Annotated in this window: 23 protein-coding genes and 1 tRNA gene; 17 read left to right on the top strand and 7 right to left on the bottom strand. The window is 66.5% G+C overall.

Annotated features, from left to right (window positions below):
* Positions 1–21 precede the first annotated feature (21 nt).
* The 14 genes from LJ760_RS14220 to csrA all read left to right on the top strand — a co-directional run bounded on the left by LJ760_RS14220 (position 22) and on the right by csrA (position 11,898).
* Positions 22–1,188 carry a flagellar hook protein FlgE gene (locus LJ760_RS14220; protein ID WP_227923851.1) on the top strand — a complete coding sequence of 389 codons (1,167 nt, stop codon included), beginning with the start codon at positions 22–24 and terminating at the stop codon, positions 1,186–1,188.
* Between the two features lie 174 nt (positions 1,189–1,362).
* Positions 1,363–1,668 (top strand): flagellar FlbD family protein, encoded by a 306-nt coding sequence (locus tag LJ760_RS14215; RefSeq protein ID WP_227923849.1) that lies wholly within the window; start codon positions 1,363–1,365, stop codon positions 1,666–1,668.
* Positions 1,668–2,489, top strand: coding sequence for a motility protein A (locus LJ760_RS14210; RefSeq protein ID WP_227923830.1), 822 nt, complete (start codon positions 1,668–1,670; stop codon positions 2,487–2,489). Before LJ760_RS14215 ends, LJ760_RS14210 begins: the two co-directional genes overlap by 1 nt.
* The gene (locus tag LJ760_RS14205; protein ID WP_227923828.1) at positions 2,486–3,298 is read left to right on the top strand and encodes an OmpA/MotB family protein; all 813 of its coding nucleotides are present in this window, start codon (positions 2,486–2,488) and stop codon (positions 3,296–3,298) included. The genes LJ760_RS14210 and LJ760_RS14205 overlap by 4 nt, the downstream gene beginning before the upstream one ends.
* A 74-nt stretch (positions 3,299–3,372) precedes the next feature.
* Positions 3,373–4,242: a flagellar motor switch protein FliM gene (locus LJ760_RS14200; protein WP_227923826.1), complete on the top strand. Its 870-nt coding sequence runs from the start codon at positions 3,373–3,375 to the stop codon at positions 4,240–4,242.
* Between the two features lie 3 nt (positions 4,243–4,245).
* Positions 4,246–4,947: a flagellar motor switch protein FliN gene (gene fliN / locus LJ760_RS14195; protein WP_227923823.1), complete on the top strand. Its 702-nt coding sequence runs from the start codon at positions 4,246–4,248 to the stop codon at positions 4,945–4,947.
* Positions 4,947–5,456 carry a flagellar biosynthetic protein FliO gene (fliO, locus tag LJ760_RS14190; RefSeq protein WP_227923821.1) on the top strand — a complete coding sequence of 170 codons (510 nt, stop codon included), beginning with the start codon at positions 4,947–4,949 and terminating at the stop codon, positions 5,454–5,456. Before fliN ends, fliO begins: the two co-directional genes overlap by 1 nt.
* On the top strand, positions 5,453–6,304 hold the full coding sequence (fliP, locus tag LJ760_RS14185; RefSeq protein WP_374200073.1) for a flagellar type III secretion system pore protein FliP: 852 nt from the start codon (positions 5,453–5,455) through the stop codon (positions 6,302–6,304). Before fliO ends, fliP begins: the two co-directional genes overlap by 4 nt.
* Positions 6,304–6,579, top strand: coding sequence for a flagellar biosynthesis protein FliQ (gene fliQ, locus LJ760_RS14180; protein WP_227923818.1), 276 nt, complete (start codon positions 6,304–6,306; stop codon positions 6,577–6,579). Before fliP ends, fliQ begins: the two co-directional genes overlap by 1 nt.
* Positions 6,580–7,338 (top strand): flagellar biosynthetic protein FliR, encoded by a 759-nt coding sequence (locus LJ760_RS14175; protein ID WP_227923815.1) that lies wholly within the window; start codon positions 6,580–6,582, stop codon positions 7,336–7,338. It begins immediately after the preceding gene.
* On the top strand, positions 7,339–8,466 hold the full coding sequence (locus LJ760_RS14170) for an EscU/YscU/HrcU family type III secretion system export apparatus switch protein (RefSeq protein WP_227923813.1): 1,128 nt from the start codon (positions 7,339–7,341) through the stop codon (positions 8,464–8,466).
* Positions 8,463–10,520: a flagellar biosynthesis protein FlhA gene (locus LJ760_RS14165; RefSeq protein ID WP_227923811.1), complete on the top strand. Its 2,058-nt coding sequence runs from the start codon at positions 8,463–8,465 to the stop codon at positions 10,518–10,520. The genes LJ760_RS14170 and LJ760_RS14165 overlap by 4 nt, the downstream gene beginning before the upstream one ends.
* Positions 10,501–11,550: a hypothetical protein gene (locus LJ760_RS14160; RefSeq protein WP_227923808.1), complete on the top strand. Its 1,050-nt coding sequence runs from the start codon at positions 10,501–10,503 to the stop codon at positions 11,548–11,550. The genes LJ760_RS14165 and LJ760_RS14160 overlap by 20 nt, the downstream gene beginning before the upstream one ends.
* 81 nt (positions 11,551–11,631) lie before the next feature.
* On the top strand, positions 11,632–11,898 hold the full coding sequence (gene csrA, locus LJ760_RS14155) for a carbon storage regulator CsrA (RefSeq protein ID WP_227923806.1): 267 nt from the start codon (positions 11,632–11,634) through the stop codon (positions 11,896–11,898).
* A gap of 181 nt (positions 11,899–12,079) precedes the next feature.
* Here the strand turns inward: csrA and LJ760_RS14150 are convergent, their stop codons facing one another.
* The 5 genes from LJ760_RS14150 to tmk all read right to left on the bottom strand — a co-directional run bounded on the left by LJ760_RS14150 (position 12,080) and on the right by tmk (position 16,291).
* Positions 12,080–12,406, bottom strand: coding sequence for a hypothetical protein (locus tag LJ760_RS14150; protein WP_227923803.1), 327 nt, complete (start codon positions 12,404–12,406; stop codon positions 12,080–12,082).
* A 237-nt stretch (positions 12,407–12,643) separates the two neighbouring features.
* A tRNA-Thr gene (locus LJ760_RS14145) sits at positions 12,644–12,716 on the bottom strand.
* A 143-nt stretch (positions 12,717–12,859) separates the two neighbouring features.
* Positions 12,860–14,425 (bottom strand): alpha/beta hydrolase, encoded by a 1,566-nt coding sequence (locus tag LJ760_RS14140; RefSeq protein ID WP_227923801.1) that lies wholly within the window; start codon positions 14,423–14,425, stop codon positions 12,860–12,862.
* Positions 14,426–14,504: 79 nt separating this feature from the next.
* Entirely contained in the window at positions 14,505–15,647 is a 1,143-nt protein-coding gene (locus tag LJ760_RS14135; RefSeq protein WP_227923799.1) for a DNA polymerase III subunit delta', read from the bottom strand.
* On the bottom strand, positions 15,644–16,291 hold the full coding sequence (gene tmk / locus LJ760_RS14130; RefSeq protein ID WP_227923797.1) for a dTMP kinase: 648 nt from the start codon (positions 16,289–16,291) through the stop codon (positions 15,644–15,646). Before tmk ends, LJ760_RS14135 begins: the two co-directional genes overlap by 4 nt.
* A gap of 111 nt (positions 16,292–16,402) precedes the next feature.
* Here tmk and LJ760_RS14125 point away from each other — a divergent pair, with 111 nt between their 5' ends.
* Both LJ760_RS14125 and LJ760_RS14120 read left to right on the top strand, forming a co-directional pair.
* Positions 16,403–17,548 carry a trans-sulfuration enzyme family protein gene (locus tag LJ760_RS14125; RefSeq protein ID WP_227923796.1) on the top strand — a complete coding sequence of 382 codons (1,146 nt, stop codon included), beginning with the start codon at positions 16,403–16,405 and terminating at the stop codon, positions 17,546–17,548.
* Between the two features lie 18 nt (positions 17,549–17,566).
* Positions 17,567–17,890 carry a DUF2516 family protein gene (locus LJ760_RS14120; protein WP_227923921.1) on the top strand — a complete coding sequence of 108 codons (324 nt, stop codon included), beginning with the start codon at positions 17,567–17,569 and terminating at the stop codon, positions 17,888–17,890.
* A gap of 128 nt (positions 17,891–18,018) precedes the next feature.
* Here LJ760_RS14120 and LJ760_RS14115 read toward each other — a convergent pair whose 3' ends face one another.
* Positions 18,019–18,780 (bottom strand): class I SAM-dependent methyltransferase, encoded by a 762-nt coding sequence (locus tag LJ760_RS14115; protein WP_227923795.1) that lies wholly within the window; start codon positions 18,778–18,780, stop codon positions 18,019–18,021.
* 427 nt (positions 18,781–19,207) lie between these two features.
* On the opposite strand from LJ760_RS14115, the gene LJ760_RS14110 reads away from it, so the two are divergent.
* Positions 19,208–19,960, top strand: a complete 753-nt coding sequence (locus LJ760_RS14110) for a phosphoglyceromutase (RefSeq protein WP_227923794.1) — start codon at positions 19,208–19,210, stop codon at positions 19,958–19,960.
* Between the two features lie 98 nt (positions 19,961–20,058).
* Here LJ760_RS14110 and phoU read toward each other — a convergent pair whose 3' ends face one another.
* Complete coding sequence (gene phoU, locus LJ760_RS14105; RefSeq protein WP_227923793.1) at positions 20,059–20,721, bottom strand: phosphate signaling complex protein PhoU; 663 nt, start codon at positions 20,719–20,721, stop codon at positions 20,059–20,061.
* Positions 20,722–20,752 lie beyond the last annotated feature (31 nt).

Genomic DNA, 20,752 nt, shown 5'->3' with positions numbered 1-20,752 from the left:
CAAAGCTGAAAGGCGCCACCAATGCTTCGCTCCCTTTACTCCGGTATCTCCGGACTCCGCTCGCACCAGACCATGCTTGACGTAACCGGCAACAACATCGCCAACGTCAACACCACCGGTTACAAAGCCACCGCCGTCCAGTTCCAGGACACCCTGTCCCAGCTGACGCAGGGTGCCACCGCGCCCGGCGCCAACAACGGCGGCGGCAACCCGGCGCAGGTGGGCCTCGGCGTCCTGGTCTCCGGTATCACCACCAACTTCACGCAGGGTTCGGCGCAGGCCACGGGCCGGGCCGAGGACCTGATGATCAACGGCGAGGGTTACTTCATCACCCGCCAGGGCAATACCTCCACCTATACCCGCGCGGGCGCGTTCAACCTGGACGGAGCCGGCCGCCTGGTCTCAACGGACGGCGGCATTGTCCAGGGCTGGACTGCCAACGCCGACGGCACCCTGAACACCGGCGGTGCAGTGGGCAACATTGTCCTGCCCGACGGTGCCATCGTCCCGGCCGCGGCTACCAACGAAGCCACCATGACCGGCAACCTGCCCTCGGAGACCCCGGTCGGCGGCACGGTTGTGCGCGACATGGACGTCTACGATGCCAACGGCAACCCCTCAGTGGTTCCCCTGACCTTCACGCGTACCGCGGGCGGCTGGAGTGTTAGCGCGACGGGCGCGGCACCCGTGGACCTGGAGTTTGCCGACGGCGCCCAGGCCGACGCCAATGCCGACACCATCACCGTGGGCGGCGTGGCCGTGAACCTCACCGGGCTCTCCAGCTACGCCGGTGTCAGCACGGCCTCCGTCACCAGCAACGGCCGCAGTGCGGGCACGCTGGAGTCCTTCTCCATCGGCAAGGACGGCACGGTGATCGGTTCCTTCACCAACGGTGCAAAGCAGGCCCTGGCCCGCATCGCCGTCGCCACCTTCACCAACTCGGCCGGCCTGGAGAAGACCGGCAACTCGAGCTTCACCGCTACGGTGAACTCCGGCAACCCCGTCATCGCCGGTCCCGGCGAGGCCGGTGCCGGCGGCATCGGCAGCGGCATGCTGGAAATGTCCAACGTGGACCTGTCCCAGGAATTCACCAACCTGATCGTCGCCCAGCGCGGCTTCCAGGCCAACGCCCGAATCATCACCACCTCGGATGAAGTGCTGCAGGAACTGACCAACCTGAAGCGCTAGCCTCTGCTGAACCGAACGGCCCCGTCTGCGGCAGCTGCCGGCGGGGCCGTTTTGGCGTCCTGTACCCCGCGGATGCAACGTCCGGTACCGGACCTTCCTAACGACGGGGCCGTAACGGCCGAAAGTAGGGGTGAGGGCCTATCGGAGTCCTGTGGAACCAGCCAGGACGGGGCAATGATTGTTCTTACGCGTCTCAACGATGCTCAGTTCGCGATCAACCCTGACCTGATCGAGCGGATCCACTCCAACCCGGACACCACCCTGGTGATGGTCGACGGCGCGAAGTACATCGTGACGGAGAGCCTGCAGGAAGTTATCGACCGCATTGCGGCCTACCGGGCGCAGGTGATTTCCATGGCACGCGACATCCCTCCCCGCGTTCCCGGGCGTCCCCTTGGGCTCGTGCCCGACGCTTTTCCGGCGGCCCCGGAGAAAGCTCCCCCCAGCAATGCAGTGCCCCTTCGCCCTAGGAACGACTAATGGATCCAGCAACAATTATCGGCTTAGTCCTCGCCTTCGGGTCGCTTTATGCCATGATCACCCTCGAAGGTGCCCATGTGTCCGCGCTCCTGCTGCCGGCGCCGATGATCCTCGTATTCGGCGCCACCATTGCCGTGGGCCTTGCGGGAGGAACCTTCAAGGACTTCATCCTGTCCTTCAAGTCCCTGCCCCGGGCCTTCATGGGCAAGACCCCCCGGCCGCAGGAGACCATTGACCGGGTGGTCCTGCTGGCGGAAAAGGCCCGCAGCGAAGGCCTCCTGTCCCTTGAGCAGGACGCCGCGGAGGTCGAAGATCCCTTCCTGCGCACGGCCCTGCAGAACATCGCCGACGGCACCGACGGCGAGGAGCTGCGCATGCTGCTCGAAGACGAAATCGCCACCAAGACCGCCACCGACAAGATTGCGGTGAAGTTCTTCAACAGCTTGGGCGGTTATGGTCCCACCATCGGCATCATCGGCACCGTTGTTTCGCTGACCCACGTCCTGGAGAACCTCTCCACCCCGGACCACCTGGGGCCCATGATCGCCACTGCCTTTGTGGCCACCCTGTGGGGGCTGCTTTCGGCCAACTTCATCTGGCTGCCCATCAGCACCCGGCTCAAGCGGCTGGCGGAGCTCGAAGCGGATGAAATGAACCTCCTGATGGAAGGTGTCCTGGCCCTGCAGGCCGGCAGCCAGCCGCGCCTGCTCGGGGAACGGCTGCGCGCGATGGTCCCGGCCCACACATTGGGCGGCAAGGCGGACAAGGCAGATAAGGCCGACAAGGCCGATGCTGCAGACAAGGTCCAGGACGCAGCGTGAGCGCCAAGGGCCGGCGTCCAAAACAGCACGAGGAGGACGATCACCCGGACGAACGCTGGATGGCCTCCTACATGGACATGGTCACCGTGCTGATGTGTATGTTCATTGTCCTGTTCGCCATGTCCACTGTGGACGCGAAGAAGTTCGAGCAGCTCAAGGAATCCCTGGCCACCGGTTTCGGTGCCGAGGAGAGCAACACAGTGGACACCGCCGTCGGCATCATCGTGCCGCCGGACAAGGTGGACAGCGAAGAGACCGTTGAGCCCGACGCCGCGCTGGCCGCCAAGGAAGTGGACGATCTCACGGCGCTCCAGGACGCCATTTACGCGGGCCTGCAGGAAAAGGGCCTGGAAGACGCCGTGCGCTTCGAAATGGATGAGCGCGGCCTGACCATCCGGCTGGTCAGCTCGGAAATGTTCTTCGCCCCGGACCTGGCCGACCTCACCGACGAGGCCGTCCAGGTGCTGGACACCGTAGGTCCCGCACTCGCTCCGACCACCTACCAGGTTTCGGTGGAAGGCCATACCGCCCAGGTCCGCCAGTACGCCGACGACGCGTTGGACTGGGAACTGTCCTCGTCCCGTTCGGTGAACGTGCTGCGTTACCTCGTCTCCGGCGGGGGAGTGAAGCAGGACCACATGAAGGCAGTGGGTTACGGCGAATCCCGCCCGCTGACCCCCGGCAGGGACGCCGCCGAACTCGCCCAGAACCGGCGGGTGGACATAGTGGTCCTGTCCGGACAAAGCGAAGACGTCCGCTCGCTCATCCCCCAAATCGTGGCCGAGCGTGAAACCGCGGCAGGCACCTAACGGCTTTTCTTACGCAGCCGTTCCGAGTGCCGATAGTGCGGGGTGTGATGGTCCAAGATTCACCTTCCTTAAGCATGCCCGCGAAAGCAAAGCCCGTAGAGGTCTATGACTTCAGCAGGCCCACTACGCTGGCCCGTGAGCATGCGCGTGTCCTGGAAATGGCCTTCGACACCTTCGCCCGCCAGTGGGGCACGCAGCTGACCGCCAAGGTGCGGGTGCTTTCGCAGGTCACCTCGGAAGACGTGCAGGTGCTGAGCTACGACGAGTACGCCGCCGCGCTGCCGGACAACACCGGCATGGTGCTTTTCAACATCTCCACCACCTCCGCGAAGGCCGTCATCCAGTTCCCCATGGCCGCAGCACTGTCCTGGGTGGGACACATGCTCGGCGGCACCGGCTTCCAGACCGCGCCGGAGCGCAAATTCACGCATATCGAGCAGGCACTGCTGGGCAAGATCATGGACGACGCCGTGGAGGACCTGCACTACTCCCTCGGCCACCTGCTCTCGGCCCCGCTGACGCTGTCCTCGGTCCAGTACAACTCGCAGTTCGCCCAGGCGGCGGCCTCCGGGGACCCGATGATCGTGGCCACTTTCGAGATGGTGGTCGGTGAAACCACCGCTCCCGCCACCGTGGCCATCCCGGCCGCCGCCCTGCTGCCGCAGCTGGACCCGCTGGGCGCCCAGTCCAGCAACGCCGCTCCGGCCGAACTTGTCCAGCTGCAGCTTGCACACGTGCCCGTGAAGGTGTGCCTGCAGCTGGAACCCATCACGGTGAAGCCCGCCATGGTCTTGAACCTTGCCGTAGGGGACGTCCTGAATCTGGGCCACCCCCGCCACCGCCCGCTGAACGTCACCGTTGACGGACAGACGCTGGCCCAGGCAGCAGTAGGAGCCAGCGGGTCACGCCTTGCCGGCAGCATCGTCAGTATCGAGGAGAAGTAACCTATGTCCAGCCCCCACAGCCTGCACGCCGACGCCGTTTCCGCCCTGGTGCGCGGCCTGCCCACCCCCCTTGTCCTGGAACCGATCCCGCATAACGGGGCAGGCGTACCGGCGTCGCACACTGCGACGGCGGTCACCGCGTCCTTCGTGGGCACCGAATCGGCGGACCTCGCCCTGGTCCTGGACAGTTCCTCGCCGCTGGCCGACGTCGCAGGCACCGACTCCGCGCTCGTTTCGGCCGCGGACGTACTGCGTCCCTCGCTCGAAGCGGCGAGTGCCACCCTGGGCGTCGGCGTGCTCGGCGAAGCCCGCACCGAGGACGCTTCCGCCCTCTTCGCCGATCCGGACAGCGTCGTCTTCGAACTGCGCTCCCCGGAGGGCACCGCCGGGTGGTTCGCCATCCGCCTGCGGGACACCCCCGGCACTTCCGGCGGCACCACCGACCCCTCGATCGTCGGCAAGATGGGCCGCATCAACAACATCGAGATGGCGCTGACCGTGGAAATCGGACACACCCGCATGTCCGTCCGCGACGTGCTGAACCTCGAACCCGGCCGGGTGGTGGAGCTGGACCGCTCCGCCGGTGCCCCCGCGGACATCCTGCTGAACGGCCGGCTCATTGCCAACGGCGAAGTCGTGGTCATTGACCAGGATTACGCCGTGCGGATCACCAAAATCCTGGACGTGGTCGAGGGGCTCAATTAGTGGAAACCCTGTTTCTGGGACTCCGTGTCCTGGTTTCACTGGGCGCCGTGCTCGGACTCCTGTGGTTCCTGCAGCGCCGCTTTAGCCGCACCCTCGGTTCCGCCGGCGCGAACCAGCCCGCCGTGCGCGTGGTCAGCCGCCAGCCGCTGGGCCCCAAGGCCTCCCTGGTAGTGGTGGAAACCGACGGACAGCGCCTCCTGCTCGGGGTGGCCGAAGGTTCGGTAAACCTGCTGCACACCACAGAGGTTCCCCCGGAATCCGAACCGGTGCCCGCAACCGGGTTTGCCGCCTCGCTGGAAGCCGCCCAGCAGTCCTCCGCGTCCTATCCGGAGGACGGCCATGCCGCCGACCCCTACTCCGCCCTGCCCCCGCGCCGCGCCGGACGAGGGGCACATGCCCTTCCCTCCACACACCCGGTGCCCGCCAAATCGGCGCTGGCCGGATCCATCCTTGCCCCCGAAACCTGGCGCCAGGCCGGCGCGGCCCTGGGCCGGGGACGCAAACGGTGAGCGCCGCCGTCGACGTGCGCAGGGCACGGCACGCGCTTACCCTGGCCGCCGCCCTGTTCTTCGCAGTGGCCGCCCTGCTCCTGCTGGGAGCCGCAGCCGGGCACGCCACCACTTTCGATCCCGCCGCGCCCGTTGCGCCTACCGACCCCAGTGCTCCCACGGAGCCGGACGACGGCGGCGGGCTGAGCATCGATATCAACGGCCAGGACGGCGGGCCCTCCACTGCCGTGACCACGCTCATCGGCATCACCCTGCTTTCGGTGGCGCCGTCATTGCTGCTGATGCTCAGCTCCTTCACGAAGATCTTCGTGGTGCTGGCCATGACCCGCAACGCCCTGTCGCTGCCTTCAATCCCGCCCAACCAGGTCCTGGCCGGGCTGGCACTGTTCCTCTCGCTTTTCATCATGGCGCCCGTGATCAGCGAAATTAACACGATCGCCGTGCAGCCCTATCTCAACGGCGAGCTCAACTTCGATGCCGCCCTCGACACCGGGTCCGGGCCGCTGCAGCAGTTCATGCTCGCTCACACCCGGGAAGAGGACATCGCTCTGATGACCCGCGCGGCCGGGCAGGAGAATCCCGAAACCCCCGAGTCCGTTCCGCTGACCACCTTGATCCCGGCGTTCATGATCTCCGAGCTGCGGGCGGCGTTCATCATCGGGTTCGTGATTTTCGTGCCGTTCCTCGTCATCGACCTGGTGGTGTCCGCAGCACTGATGTCCATGGGCATGATGATGCTCCCGCCGGTGATGATTTCGCTGCCGTTCAAGATCCTGCTGTTCATCCTCGTGGACGGCTGGGGACTGATCATTACGTCCTTGGTCAACAGTTACCAGGGCGGCACCTAGTGGATACAAACGCCGTCCTGGACATCGCCATGCAGGGACTCTGGGTTGCGGCCAAGCTGTCGGCCCCGGTGCTGATCACCGCGCTCGTAGTCGGGTTTGCCATCTCGCTGCTGCAGTCCATCACCCAGATCCAGGAAGTCACGCTTTCGTTCGTGCCCAAGGCCCTTGCCGTGGCCCTCGCCCTGCTCGTGTGCGGACACTGGATGATTTCGGAAATCGTGTCCTTCACCCACGAGATGTTCCAGAGGATCCCGTCCCTGCTCGGCGGCGGCTAGATGAACATCACCCTTGACCAGGACTGGATCGAGGCGTTCCTGCTGGCCTCGGTGCGGATGGTGGCCTTCCTGGTCATCGCGCCCCCGTTCTCCTACAACGCGTTCCCGGCGCGGATCAAAGCCATGCTCGGGCTCGGCCTGGGGCTGGCCATCGCCCCGCAGGTAAGCGAGGGGTACAACTCGCTGAGCACCGGGGCGTTCTTCATGGCCATTGTGATGGAGCTGCTGGTGGGTTTTGTGCTGGGGTTCCTCGTGATGGTGGTTTTCTCCGCCGTGCAGTCCGCCGGCAACCTGATCGATACCTTCGGCGGTTTCCAGCTGGCGCAGGCCTTCGATCCGCAGTCCATGGTCAACGGCGCCCAGTTCACACGCATCTTCCAGATCACCGCCCTGGCGCTGCTCTTCGCCTCGGACGGCTACCAGCTGATTATCGGCGGGCTGCTGCGCAGTTTCACCGCGCTGCCGCTGACCGGGGGACTGGACCTGTCCTCACCGGTGTCCGCCCTGACCGCCGCGGTTTCGCAGATGTTCCTGGCATCGGTGCAGATTGCCGGACCGCTGCTGGTGGTCCTGTTCCTGGCCGACGCAGGCCTGGGCCTGCTCACCCGCGTGGCCCCGGCCCTGAATGCCTTCGCCCTCGGCTTCCCCCTGAAGATCCTGCTGACGTTGTCCCTGGCCTCAGTTGTCTTCCTGGCCCTGCCCCGCATCGTCTCCGGGCTGGTCTCCACTATCGAGCGCGCGCTGACGGGGGTGGGATAGATGCCGGAACAGCCCTCAGGTGAGCGGACCGAGCAGGCCACCGACAAACGGATGAAGGAAGTCCGTTCCAAGGGCCAGCTTTCCCGGTCCGAAGACCTCACCGCCTGGGTGGGCGTAGGCACGGCCGCCCTGATGATGCCGTTGACCATCTCCCGGGGCTCCGAAGCTGCCGGTGAGATCCTGGCCGGCGTCGCCACCACCATCGCGAACCCCGATCCCGAGTTCGCCCTGATCCAGATGAACGAGGGGCTAGGCACCCTGGCCTTTATCCTTGGCCCGCTGCTGGGTGTAGTTGCCGCTGCGGTCCTGCTCACCGCCGCCGTCCAGGGCGGTATCCACGTGAAGAAGTTCAAGGGCAAGTTCGAGCAGTTCAACCTGATCGCCGGCGTCAAACGCGTCTTCGGCACGCAGGCCCTGTGGAACGGCGTGAAATCCCTGCTCAAGACCGCCGTAGTGGGACTGGTCCTGTACGCGGTGATCCAGCAACTGATGCCGGTGCTTATGTCCGCCGGCGGACTGCCGATCTCCGCCGTCCTGGAGGCTGCGGGAGGCGGTACTGCGTTACTGCTGCAGGCGGCCGTCGCTGCGGGCCTGATCCTCGCTGCGGCGGACATCTTCGTGGTCATGAAGCGCAACCGGAAACGAACCCGCATGACCAAGAAGGAAGTCAAGGACGAAAACAAGAACAGCGACGGCGATCCGTTGATCAAGTCGCAGCGCCGGTCCAGGCAGCTGGCCATGAGCCGGAACCGGATGATCGCCGCCGTGGCGGATGCCGACGTCGTCCTCGTGAATCCCACCCACGTGGCCGTCGCCCTGAAATACGAGCCGGGCAAGTCCGCGCCGCGGGTCGTGGCGAAGGGTGCGGACAACATTGCCACCCGGATCCGTGAGGAAGCCGAAAAGCAGGGCGTCCCCATGGTCTCCGACATTCCGCTGGCCCGTGCCCTGCACAGCGCCTGCGAACTGAACGCCGAAATTCCCGTGGAACTGTACAACGCCGTCGCCCGGGTCCTGGCCTTCGTTATGGCCCTGAAGCGGCGCGGCGCCGCCCGGGGCATGCACACCATGGCAGCCGCACCGCCCGAACCCGGAACCACCCCACAACACCGTAAGGCCGCGTCGTGAACCGCAACCGCAACCTCCTGAAACTCTCCGTCCCCGTCGGGGTCATCGGCATCATCCTGCTGCTGGTGGTACCCATCCCCGCCGAACTGCTGGACGTGCTGATCATCATCAACATCCTGCTGGCACTGGTGATCCTGCTGACCACCATGTTCGTGCGGAAGCCGCTGGACTTCTCCGTGTTCCCGTCCCTGCTCCTGGTCGCCACCCTGTTCCGGCTGGGCCTGAATGTGGCCTCCACCCGACTGGTGCTGGGGGAGGGGTACGCCGGGCAGGTGATCGAAGCGTTCGGGCACGTTGCCGTGGGCGGTTCGCTGATCATCGGCGCCGTGATCTTCCTGATCCTCGTAGTCATCCAGTTTGTGGTGGTCACCAAGGGTGCCGAACGCGTGGCCGAAGTGGGAGCCCGGTTCACCCTGGACGCCATGCCGGGCAAGCAGATGGCCATTGACGCAGACCTCAACGCCGGCCTGATCACCGACACCCAGGCCCGGGAACGCCGGGCGGAGGTTTCCGCGGAAGCGGACTTCTACGGTGCTATGGACGGCGCGTCGAAGTTCGTCAAGGGCGACGCCATCGCCGGGTTGATCATCATCATCATCAACCTCATCGGCGGCATCGCGATCGGCATGATCCAGCGCGGCATGTCGGCCGGCGAAGCGGTGAGCACCTACAGCCTCCTGACCATCGGCGACGGACTGGTCACCCAGATCCCGGCCCTGCTGATGGCCGTTTCCACCGGCATGATCGTCACCCGGTCCAATGCCGAGGCGGACATGGGCTCCACGGCCGGCGCGCAGCTGGGCCAGTCCCGGAACGCCCTGATGATCGCCGGCGCCGCGGCCATCGTGATGGCCCTGATTCCGGGCATGCCGAAGCTCTATTTCATCGCCATCGGTGCCCTGCTGATTTTCATTTCCTGGAAAATCAAGGGAAGGGAAACCACCGAACAGGCCGAGAAGGATTCCGCGCAGGCGGCGCTGGACGCGCCCGCCACCTCCGAGACCACGGAGGACCTGATCGAACAGATGCGCGTCCATGCGCTGGAGATCATGCTGGCACCGGATCTGGTGGACATTGTCACCGGCGGGTCCGACGATCTCCTGGCACGGGTCCGGGCGCTGCGCCGCAAGATCGCCATGGAGCTGGGCATTGTGGTGCCCCCGGTCCGCACGCGCGACAGCGTGGATCTGCCCCTGTCCACCTATGTCATCCGGATCGCCGGCGTGGAAGCCGGCCGCGGGGACGCCCCTGCGGGCAAGATCCTGGCCCTTGGGGACTATCTGGACGGTTTGCCGGGCACCGCCACCGTGGAACCAGTGTTCGGCCTGGCCGGCAAATGGGTTCCGGCGGAAATGCAGCACGCGGCCGAGATGTCCGGGGCAACCGTGATCGACCGAGTGTCGGTGCTGGTCACGCACCTCTCCGCGGTGATCACCGCCAACGCCGCCCGGCTGCTCACCCGCGAGGACGTCCGGGTGCTGACCGAGGGGGTCAAGCTGGTCAACCCGTCAGCCGTCGAGGAACTGATCCCCAATGTGCTGTCCCTTGCCGAAGTGCAGCGGGTGCTCCAGGGCCTGCTCGCCGAGCAGATCCCCATCAACGACCTGCCGAGGATCTACGAGTCCCTGCTGCTGCGGGCCAAGGTTTCCGCGGACCCGGAGGGGCTCATCGAGACGGCACGGACGGCACTGGGGCCGGCGCTGGCCGCGCAGTACATCGCCGACGGAGTCCTGCGGGTGATCATGATCGATCCGTCGCTGGAGCAGTCCATGCTCGAAGCGCTGCGTCCCTCCGAGCAGGGCAGCCAGATCCTGCTTGACCCCGCCCGGGTTGATACCGTGCTGGCGTCGCTGAAAGCTGCCGTTGCCGGCGCCGAGAACGCGGGGTTCAATGCGGTGCTGGTCTGCGCCCCGGCCCTGCGCCCGGCCATCCGGCGGCTGGTCTCGGCACAGACCGGCGGCCTGCCGGTACTGTCCTACCAGGAAGCCACAGCGGGTAATGTCGGTATCGAGACTGTAGGGGTGGTGCGGGGTAATGAGACGATTTCAGCTTGAGGGGGCGTCGCTTGACGCGCTAAAAGCCCAGGTGCTGGCCGAACACGGCCCGCGGGCCCGGATAATTGCGGCGGAAAAGGTCACCGTGGGCGGGATCGGCGGATTCCTTTCCCGCCAGCATTACGAGGTGACAGTGGAGCTGCCGCCCAGCGGCCGGCGTCGGGCACCGGTGGAACCGGACCTGCCCAGCCGAACGGACTCGGGGCGGGCAGGTATATCCGCACTGCTGGAAGAGGCAGAGCGGGCCGAATCCACCCTGCACCCGGCGGCCGCGATCATCCCGGCCGTTCCCGTGGAACCGGCCCCGCAACCCGCTCCGTCCGTCTCCACGGGGTCCCATGCGTTCGCCGAACTCATGGATACCCTCGCGGCAAGCACAGGCACCCCCGCGCAGAGCCAGGCTGCGGCCGCGTTCACTCCCGGGCTGGAAGCCATGCAGCCGCCCAACGCCGTGAACCACGTTCCGCTCAGCCAGGCAGGTTCCGGCCGGATCAACCAAGGCACGGAGCCGGTCCAGCGCAATGCCGTGCCGATGGCGCCTGCTCCGCTCGGCGGAGCCGGTGACCTGGTGATGGTGGTCGGACTGGGCGATGACGCGCTGGAGGTATGCCGTTCCATGGCCGACTTCTCCGGCGCGGGTGCCGCAGCCGTCCGCGTGGCCGGCGTGCTGGAGACCGACGGCGTCGGCCGGGCCGCGGACCGGCGTGCAGTGGCAACCGCACGTGCCGCCGGAGTTATGGCCGGACACAGCATCTTCCTGGCCTACGGGCTGGGGCGGTCCGGTACCGAAATGGCCCGGCATTCCACGTTGATCTCCGCGTTGGCCGCCGATCAGGTCTGGGTGGTGGTGGACGCCGGCCGGAAACCGGAAGACACCGCAGCCTGGGTCGGTGCCGTGCGGTCCGCAGCCGTGGTGGACGCCGCCGCCGTCGAAGGCATTGACACCACCGGCACGCCGCAGTCCGTGAACGCGCTCGGCCTGCCCATCGGGTGGCTCGACGGCGGACCCTCGCCGACACCGGTGCTCTAAGCTCCGGGCCGGGTAACCCGCCGGACTGAACCGTTCCTCAGCTTCGGCGGGAACGGCCCCGGCTTGGGGTAGAGTGGGCGGATGCTGGTGCTAACACGCAAGTCCGGGGAGCAGATCCTGATCGGGGATGACATTGTCATTACCGTTTTGGATTCACGCGGCGACGGCGTACGCATCGGCATTGATGCCCCCCGCGGGGTCAAGATCCAGCGCCACGAGGTGCTGCGCGCAGTGGAAGAGGCCAATGTGGCCGCCAGCGCCGCCGCCCTGCCGGATGCCGAAGACCGCATCAAGGCGTTGCTGGCAGGCAGAATGCTGCCCCCGGAAAGCGACAAACCCGCTTCCTAACCGGGTTGGCCTTACCCCGCCGCCTGTTGCCTGCTGAACCGGAGTGTTCCAGGCCCTCTTCTGCCGAGCATCTTTCTCCCGGTACACCGGACAACAGAAACCCCCGCCGTTTCTTGGGGAAAACGACGAGGGTTCCTGGTCTGTTGCCCGGGGACGGCCGGGCGTATCAAGGGACCGGCGGCTAGGCGCTGCGCTGTGCGCGTTTGGCACCCAGCCCCAGGAACCGGCTGCCGGCTTTGGAGCGCCGGGCAGACGTTGCGGTGTCCCGCCGCACGTTCGGGGCGGGAACGTGCTGGGAAAGCCCGAAATACTCGGGAAGGACGCGGCGTTCGTGGGTGCTGCATCGGACACCGGGGTAACGGAAGCCGTTGATGATCCACCGGCCCCTGTCCTCCACCCAGTTCGGGATCATGCGGCGGTTGCACTCGGCACAAAGCGGGGAAATGAAGTTCTCGCGCTGAACCAGCGTGTAGCGGCGGGTAGTGAGTCCCGTCAATGCTGCGTCCATGGTTATCCCCCTCGTCCCGCCGGCGTCCTGCCGGTGCGGTTGCATGTCCCGAGGATAGGGCCGCGGCCGACAGGAAACCCTAAAGTCATCCGCAAGGAAACCGGAATTTCTGCGCAGCGTTTCCGCAACTGGACCTGCCCTGCGGCTGCCGACTCAGCGGAGACCGCCGCGTCGTTGCCGGGGACGGAAAGCAGAAAGCCCCCGGCACAAGATGCCGGGGGCTTTCTGGGGGAACTGAGCCTCCTGCCAGAATCGAACTGGCGACCTTCTCATTACGAGTGAGACGCTCTACCAACTGAGCTAAGGAGGCGGGCTTCAGCTGTCCGTTGCCGGGCAGAATCCACAAGGAACTACTTTATACGTCCCGGCGGTGCGGGTCAAAATGGCCGCGGATGACCGGGCCGTTCGGCGGCCGGCGGCAAGGTCCCGCAGGGTCCGTCCCGGCCCTCGGGATCAGCAGACCACGTTGTCCTTCGGTACCGTTCCGTCTACGAAGTAGTCGTCCACCGTGTCTTCAATGCACTGGCTGCCGCGCCCGTACGCCGTATGTCCTTCGCCCTCCCACGTGACCAGTACCGCGGATTCGAGCTGTGCAGCCAGCGCCTGGGACCACTCATAGGGGGTGGCGGGATCCCCGGTTGTTCCAATCACCAGCAGGTCCGCCGCGCCGGCAGCCTTAATGGGATGCGGTTCATTCACGGGTCCGTGCGGCCAGGCCTCGCAGGTGACCCCGCCGTAGGCCAGGTACTTGCCGATGGTGGGGGACGCCGCTTCAAGTTCCAGGGCGTCGGCGGCCATCTGCGCATCATCGGCGGTCATCGGATAGTCCAGGCAGTTGACTGCGTTGAACGCCACGGTGCTGTTGGACCGGTACGTGCCGTCTTCCGCACGGTCGGCACTGATGTCGGCCAGACGGAGCATGTAGGTCGGGTCGCCCTCCATGGCAGTCTCCAGGGCCTGCGAGAGCACCGGCCAGTTGCCGTCGTCATACAGCGGGAGAATGAAGCCGCTGACAAAGGTGGAGATGGTGACAACCCGCCCGTCGGCCGCCGTCATCGGACTCGCCTCGACGGAGGCCAGCAGCTCCCGGATTGTGGCGATGCCTTCGTCGGCACTGCCTTCAAGCGGGCAGTTGCTGCCGGTCACGCAGTCCTCGACGTAGGCACGGATGGCCTTTTCGAACGCCGCGGCCTGTCCGAGGGTGATTTCCTCGTTGGAGGAGGCGGGGTCCAAGGCGCCGTCGAGCACCAGCCGGCCCGTCTTGTCGGGGAAGAGTTCGGCGTAGGTGGCGCCGAGGTAGGTCCCGTAGGAGAAGCCGAGGTAGTTCAGCTTTTCGTCCCCGGCAATGGCCCGGAGGATGTCCATGTCGCGGGCAGCGCTTGCCGTGTCGACAAACCCAAGCAGCTCGCCGGTCTCTTCTGCGCACGCATCGGCGAATTCCTTCGCGCTCAACCGCGAGGCGGTGAGGCCTTCGGGAGTGCTCGGGTCGATGTACTCGGCGCGCGCCTCATCCATTTCCTTGTCGCTCAGGCACTTCACCGGGGTAGAGCGGCCGACGCCGCGCGGGTCGAACCCGAGGATGTTGAAGTTCTCGCGCAGCCGGTCGCTGGTGATGTTCTCCATTGACTGGAGAACAACGTCGTAACCGGATCCGCCGGGACCGCCCGGGTTGATCAGGATGGTGCCCCCGGCCTCCCCATCGGCGTCGGCCAGGATGGCTGACAATTCCACTGTCCCTGCGTCCGGGTCTGCATAGTTCATGGGGACAGTCACCGTGGCGCAGCGGAAGTCTCCTTCACAGTCCGACCAGGTGACCTCCTGGCTGTAGAACTCCTGCAGGTCCTCGGGTACGTCGCCGATCACGTCTGCCGGTGCGGTGGTGGAGGAGTCCCCGCCGCCGCTGCTTTTTCCGCGCGGTTCGGAGTCCGTGGTGCAGGCGGTGGAAGCCGCCAGCAGCACCACCGAAGCAGCAGCGGCGGCCAGCCGCGGGAAACGGCGGCGGGCAGTGGCGGTGGTCATTCTTACTCCTGGAGCGGCTAGGTGCGCGGACCAGCCGGGCTGGCGGAAGGCGGTGGATAACTGGACATTACAGCAGGCTTTACAACAGGCTCAGGGCCATCGCTTCGATGGCCAGCAGCGGTGCCACATTCGTGGTCACCAGGCGGCGGCGCACGGTGTTGATCTCCTCCATGCGCATCAGCGTCTGTTCCGGGGAGCCGTACGCGGCAAACTCGTCCAGTTCCCGGCGGAGTCCCTCGTTCACGAGGGGGCCGGCGCTGCCCAGCTGGATCATCAGCACGTCGCGGTAAAAGGAGAGCAGGTCAGTCAGCGCCCGGTCGAAGTAATCGTTCTTGGACCGCTTGGCCCGGCGCACCTGGTCTTCCTCGAGCCGTTTCACCTGGCTGCGCAGCGACGGCGGCAGGGTTCCGGTGGCGGGCGCGCCCAGGGAGGCGAGCAACGCTTCCTTCTCCGCGGCGTCCCGCTGTTCAAAGGAACTGGTGGCTTCCGCTTCGGCCAGGGCCACGAGGTCCGCCGCAGCCTTCATGGCTCCGGAGACATTGCGCAGCGACAGCGGCAGCCGCACGATACTCTCGCGGCGCTGCCGTGCGCCTTCGTCGGTGGCCAGGCGCTTGGCGACGCCGATGTGGCTCTGCGCGGCCCTCGCAGCATTGAGGGCCACGTCCGGTTCGATGTTGTCCCGCCGGATCAGCAGTTCCGCTACATCCTCAACCGGCGGCAGCCGCAGCCCTACCGGGCGGCACCTGGACCGGATGGTGACGAGGACATCACCGGGGCTCGGGGCGCAGAGCAGCCAGATGGTGCGCGGCGGCGGCTCTTCAATGGCTTTGAGCAGCACGTTGGTGCTGCGCTCCTGCATCCGGTCCGCGTCCTCCACGATGATGACGCGCCAGCGGCCGGTGGACGGCTTGTCCTGGGCCTTCCGGACCAGTTCGCGGGCCTCATCGATGCTGATGGTGACCTTCTCCGTGGTGACGGAGGCGACGTCGGCGTGCGAGCCGGCCAGCACGGTCCGGCAGGCCTTGCACTCGCCGCAGCCCCGAAGCGCCGGGTCCTGTTGTTCGCAGACCAGTGCGGCGGCAAAGGCGCGGGCGGCATTGGAGCGGCCGGAACCGGGCGGGCCGGTGAACAGCCAGGCATGGTTGGGCCGGGCGTCTGCGGCACCGCGGCGCAACTGGGCCACCACAGGATCCTGCCCCTGCAGGTCATCCCACACGCTCACGGCAGCAGCTTTTCCACGCGCCGCAGGATGGTTTCGGCCAGTTCGTCCATGGGACGGCCGGCGTCGAGCACCAGGTAGCGCCCGGGGGCTGCCTGTGCGGCCTCAAGGAACGCCAGGCGGATCTGCAGGTGGAAGGCATCCGGTTCGGACTCGAGCCGGTCCTCGGCGGCATCGCCGGCGGTCCGGCGGTCCCGGCCGCGTTCGGGATCGACGTCGAGCAGGACGGTGAGGTCCGGCTCCAAGCCTCCGGTGGCCCAGTGATTCAGTGTTCGGACAGCGTCCGTGCCGAGCTGCCGGCCGGCGCCCTGGTACGCAATGGAACTGTCGACATAGCGGTCGCAGACCACCACGGTTCCGGCGGCGAGCGCCGGCTCGATGATCTGTTGGACGTGTGCGGCACGGGAGGCAGCGAAGATCAGCGCCTCGGTGCGTGCGTCGATCTCGCCGTTGCCGTGTTCAAGGACCAGCGCGCGCAGCTGCTCGCCTACGGGGGTGCCGCCTGGTTCACGGGTGCGCAGGACCGTACGGCCGGTCTCCTGCAGTGCGGCGGCCAGCCGCTGCGCCTGGGTGGATTTCCCGGCGCCGTCTCCGCCCTCCATGGCAATGAAGAGGCCGCGGGTTTCGGGGGGATTAGAATTGCTCACCCGCCTAGCCTACCTAGTCCGGCTGGGAGGCCGGTGCTGACGGCGAACGGTCACGGACACCCTTCGCCGGAAGCGGCCGGCCGGCCCGTCCGGCGGTCTAGGCTGTTCCTTATGAGCCACATCCCGCCGCATGGGCACGCCGTTTCCCCCGATACCCTCGTTGTCTCCGCGGGCCGCCCTCCCCGCGAGCACGATGCCCCGGTGAATCCGCCCATCGTGCTGTCCTCCACCTACTTCGGCTCGGGCACGCCCGTTCCGGGGGAGCGCGGCTACGGCCGGTACTCCAACCCCACCTGGGATCCCTTCGAACAGGTGCTCGCCGAGCTCGAAGGGGCTGACCTTCCCGCATTGGTCTTCGGCTCCGGGCTGGCGTCCGTAATGGCCGCCCTGTCCCTGGTTCCAGCCGGCGGTGTGGTGGTGATGCCGCGGCACAGCTACCAGGGATCATTGCTGCTGGCAGCGGAGGAGGCAGCGAACGGCCGGTTTTCCGTGCGCACCGTGGATATCGCCGAAACCCAGGACGTCATAGCGCAGCTCGACGGCGCCTCGCTGCTCTGGGTGGAGAGCCCCACCAATCCCATGCTGGAGGTTGCCGACATCGCGGCGCTGGCCGAGGCCGCGCACGCTGCCGGTGCTCTGGTGGTAGCGGACAACACGTTCTCGACGCCGCTGGTGACGCGGCCCCTGGAACTGGGAGCCGACGTCGTCGTCCACTCGGTGACGAAATACCTGGCCGGGCACTCCGACGTCGTCCTGGGAGCAGCCGTGACGTCCGACCCCGACCTGAGGGACCGCATGCTCCGGTACCGCTCGCTGCACGGAGCGGTGGCCGGGCCGTTCGAAGTGTGGCTGGCGCTGCGCGGCCTTCGCACACTGGCCCTGCGGATGGAGCGCTCGCAGGCCACCGCCATGGAACTTGCCCGCCGGCTTCAGGCACTTCCGCAGGTGGAAAACGTGCGTTATCCGGGCCTGCCCGGGGACCCGGGGCACCGCCGTGCCGCAGCGCAGATGTCGGGCTTTGGGTCCGTCCTATGCATCGAAGTTACCGGCGGAGCCGCCGCGGCGGAGAAGGTCGCAGAAACCGTGGAACTGTGGCTGCCGGCCACCTCGCTCGGCGGCGTGGAGTCGCTGATCGAACGGCGGCGCCGCCAGCCCGGGGAACCGCACACCGTTCCGGAGGGGCTGCTGCGGCTTTCCGTCGGCATCGAGAATGTTGACGACCTCTGGAGGGACCTAGAGCGGGCACTTACACGGTAGGCTAGCGCTGTGGCCCTAATGATCATGATTCAGTACTACCTCTACCTGGCGCTCGGCATAGTGGCGCTGGGCATTGAGCTCTGGGCGCTGCTGGACTGTGCGCGGCGCAAGCCCGCCGATTTTGAGCGTGCCTACAAGCGGACCAAGGGATTCTGGCTGGGCCTCACGGGCGGAGCAGCCGCCGTCGGCGTGCTGTCTGCACTGGTGCCGTCACTGAGCCTGATCCTGTTCCAGCTGGCAGCCGTGATTGCTGCCTGCGTGTACCTCGCGGATGTGAAGCCTGCCATTGGCAGCTCCCGCGGCCGCGGCAACAGCAACCAGGGCCCGTACGGCCCCTGGTAGCCACCGATAAACCGCTGACTTTTAGTCCGCCCCGGACCGCCCCTTCCAGGGTTGTCCGGGGCGGACCTCGTTAACCGGCCGTTCGGCTCAGCCGTTCCGGTGGCGAGGTGACGGTTACGCGGTTGCGGTTACGAGGGCCGGACGGCGTCCCAGGCTACGGTAATTTCGCCCAGCCGCCACCGGGACGGCCCGGTCAGCAGCGGTACCCCGCCTGCCTTCAGCGCGCTGCACATTGCCAGCCAACGATGCCGGTTGCCGTAGGAGGCCATCGGTGCGGCTTCCTCCCACGCCCGGTCCATGGCCTGGAGGAAAGCATGCACCCGCTCTCCGGGAACGTTGCGGTGGATCAGCGCTTTGGGCAGCCGTTCGGCAACATCGGACGGGCGCTCGAACGCGCCGAACCGCAGCGAAATGCTCAGCGAAACCGGGCCGGAGGCGTCCAGTTCCACCCACGTGGCACGCCGGCCGATTTCGTCGCAGGTGCCGTCCACGAAAATCCCTCCCGGTGCCAGCCGCGAGCAGACCATGTCCCAGTGCTGCGCATAGTCCTCCTCCGCGTACTGGCGCAGGACGTTGAAGGCACGGACCATCACCGGGCGGCGTCCGTCAACAGGCAGTTCGAAGCCGCCCTGCCGGAAGCTCAGCCCCTTTCGTTCCAGCGGTTTGGCTGCGAGGACGCGGGCCGGGTCGATTTCAATTCCCATGACTTCCACATCCGCCCGCACCCGCCCGAGGCGGCCATGGAGTTCGACGGCGGTGGTAGGCGCTGCGCCGTAGCCCAGGTCCACGATCAAGGGATCGGCGGCCTGCCGCAGACGCCACCGTGCCGGTCCCGCCAGCCAGCGGTCCACCCGTCGGAGCCGGTTGGGATTTGTAGTGCCCCTGGTCACAGTTCCTACGGGTTTTAGCGGTTTTTGCACCACACAATGCTAGCGGGCGCAAGGGGATGCCCCTGACCGCGGGAAGCCCGGAACCAGCGGGCGCCTGTTCACCGCTGGGGCGGGGGCCGGGAGCGGGGTGCGGTTCCGGGAGCGGGGTTGAGGCCGGGCTGAGTGGCGGCTTGCGGACAGAGGATCCCACCCTATGGTGCGGCTGTGGCCAAAGGGGTCCCAATAGAAACACCAGCACCACCCGGTGGGATCCTGCGGGCCGCCCGGAAGATTCACCGGGCGGGATTGATCTACTGTGAGCAGGTAACGGGCTTATGGACGCCTGATGACCCCGTTATCTGCTCAGTAGATTCCGGGCCCCGCCCATCTGCCCGGCCAAACCGCCGTCGCCCTCCCTGCGCGGTACGCACTCCGATACCATGCTTATATGACCTACAAACTGATCCTTCTGCGCCACGGGCAGAGTGAATGGAATGAAAAGAACCTCTTCACGGGCTGGGTGGACGTGGATCTGACCGACCTCGGACGTGAGGAAGCCCTCCGCGGCGGGCAGCTGCTGGTTGAGAACAACATTCTCCCGGACATCCTCTACACCTCCCGGCTCCAGCGGGCCATCAACACGGCGAACCTGGCCCTGGGTGCGGCCGACCGCATCTGGATCGACGTCAAGCGCAGCTGGCGCCTGAACGAGCGGCACTACGGCGCACTGCAGGGCAAGGACAAGGCCCAGACCCTGGCCGAGTACGGCGAGGAACAGTTCATGCTCTGGCGCCGTTCCTACGACACCCCGCCGCCGCCCCTGCCGGACGACAGCGACTTCTCCCAGGCCCACGATCCCCGTTACGCGGATCTGGCCGCCGACGAACTGCCGCGCACCGAGTGCCTCAAGGACGTCCTGGAACGGTTCCTGCCGTACTGGGAGTCGGATATCTCCAAGGACATCCGTACCGGCAAGACGGTGATGATTGCCGCGCACGGCAACTCCCTGCGTGCGCTGGTCAAGCATCTGGACGGGATCAGCGACGCCGATATCGCCGCCGTCAACATCCCCACCGGTATCCCGCTGGTGTACGAACTCGACGAGGACCTGAAGCCGGTCAAGGCCGGCGGCACCTACCTCGATCCCGAGGCCGCCGCCGCTTCCATCAAGGCCGTGGCGAACCAGGGTAAGAAGAAGTAGCACCTGCGGCCGGTGGCATTGGTCCCGGTCGTAAGAAAGGGCGGTCCCCATGTGGGGACCGCCCTTTTATGTTTCAAGCCGGTGGTGAGTCCCGGACGCTACACGCCTGACTCTGACAGGGGATGCCATTCACCGGTGACGAGGTAGTTGACCTTGCGGGTGACGGAAACCCCGTGGTCCGCAAAGCGCTCGAAGTAGCGGCTGGCGAGGGTCAGGTCCACCGTGCTGACAGCGGGAACGTTCCAGTCCGGGGAGGCAATGGACTTGAAAACCCCGGCATGCAGTTCGTTGATCCGGCTGTTGGCCTCGTAAATGTCCTTGCTCATCTCCAGGTTGCGCGTCTCCAGCAGTTCGGTCAGCTGTTCGGAAATGCGGATGTCCAGCTGCGCCATCTCGCGGAAGGTCTGCACCATGTTGTCCGGCACCACGTTGGCCGGGTACCGCAGGCGCGCGAGCTGCGCTATGTGCCGGGCCAGGTCCCCCATGCGTTCCAGCGACGCGCTCATGCGCAGAGATCCGACGATCATGCGCAGGTCACTGGCCACCGGGCCCTGCAGGGCGAGAACGTCGATGGCACGCTCATCCAGGTCATTCTGCAGGAAGTCGATCCGCGCGTCTGCAGCGATGACATCCTGCGCGAGTTCGATATCGGCGCCTTCAAAGGCGAGCGTGGCTTTGCGCATCGCCTCCGTTACCAGCTGGGATATCTGGGTCAGTTCTTCACCGATTTGATGAAGCTCGGCCTGGAAAACCTTGCGCACTGAAGGGTCCTCTCAAAAGCGGGTGGATCGT

It is taken from the genome of Arthrobacter sp. zg-Y895, assembly GCF_020731025.1.
Lineage (GTDB): Bacteria > Actinomycetota > Actinomycetes > Actinomycetales > Micrococcaceae > Arthrobacter_B.
Note: the sequence above shows the minus strand (reverse complement) of the source record. Positions and strands in the feature narration are given on the sequence as shown.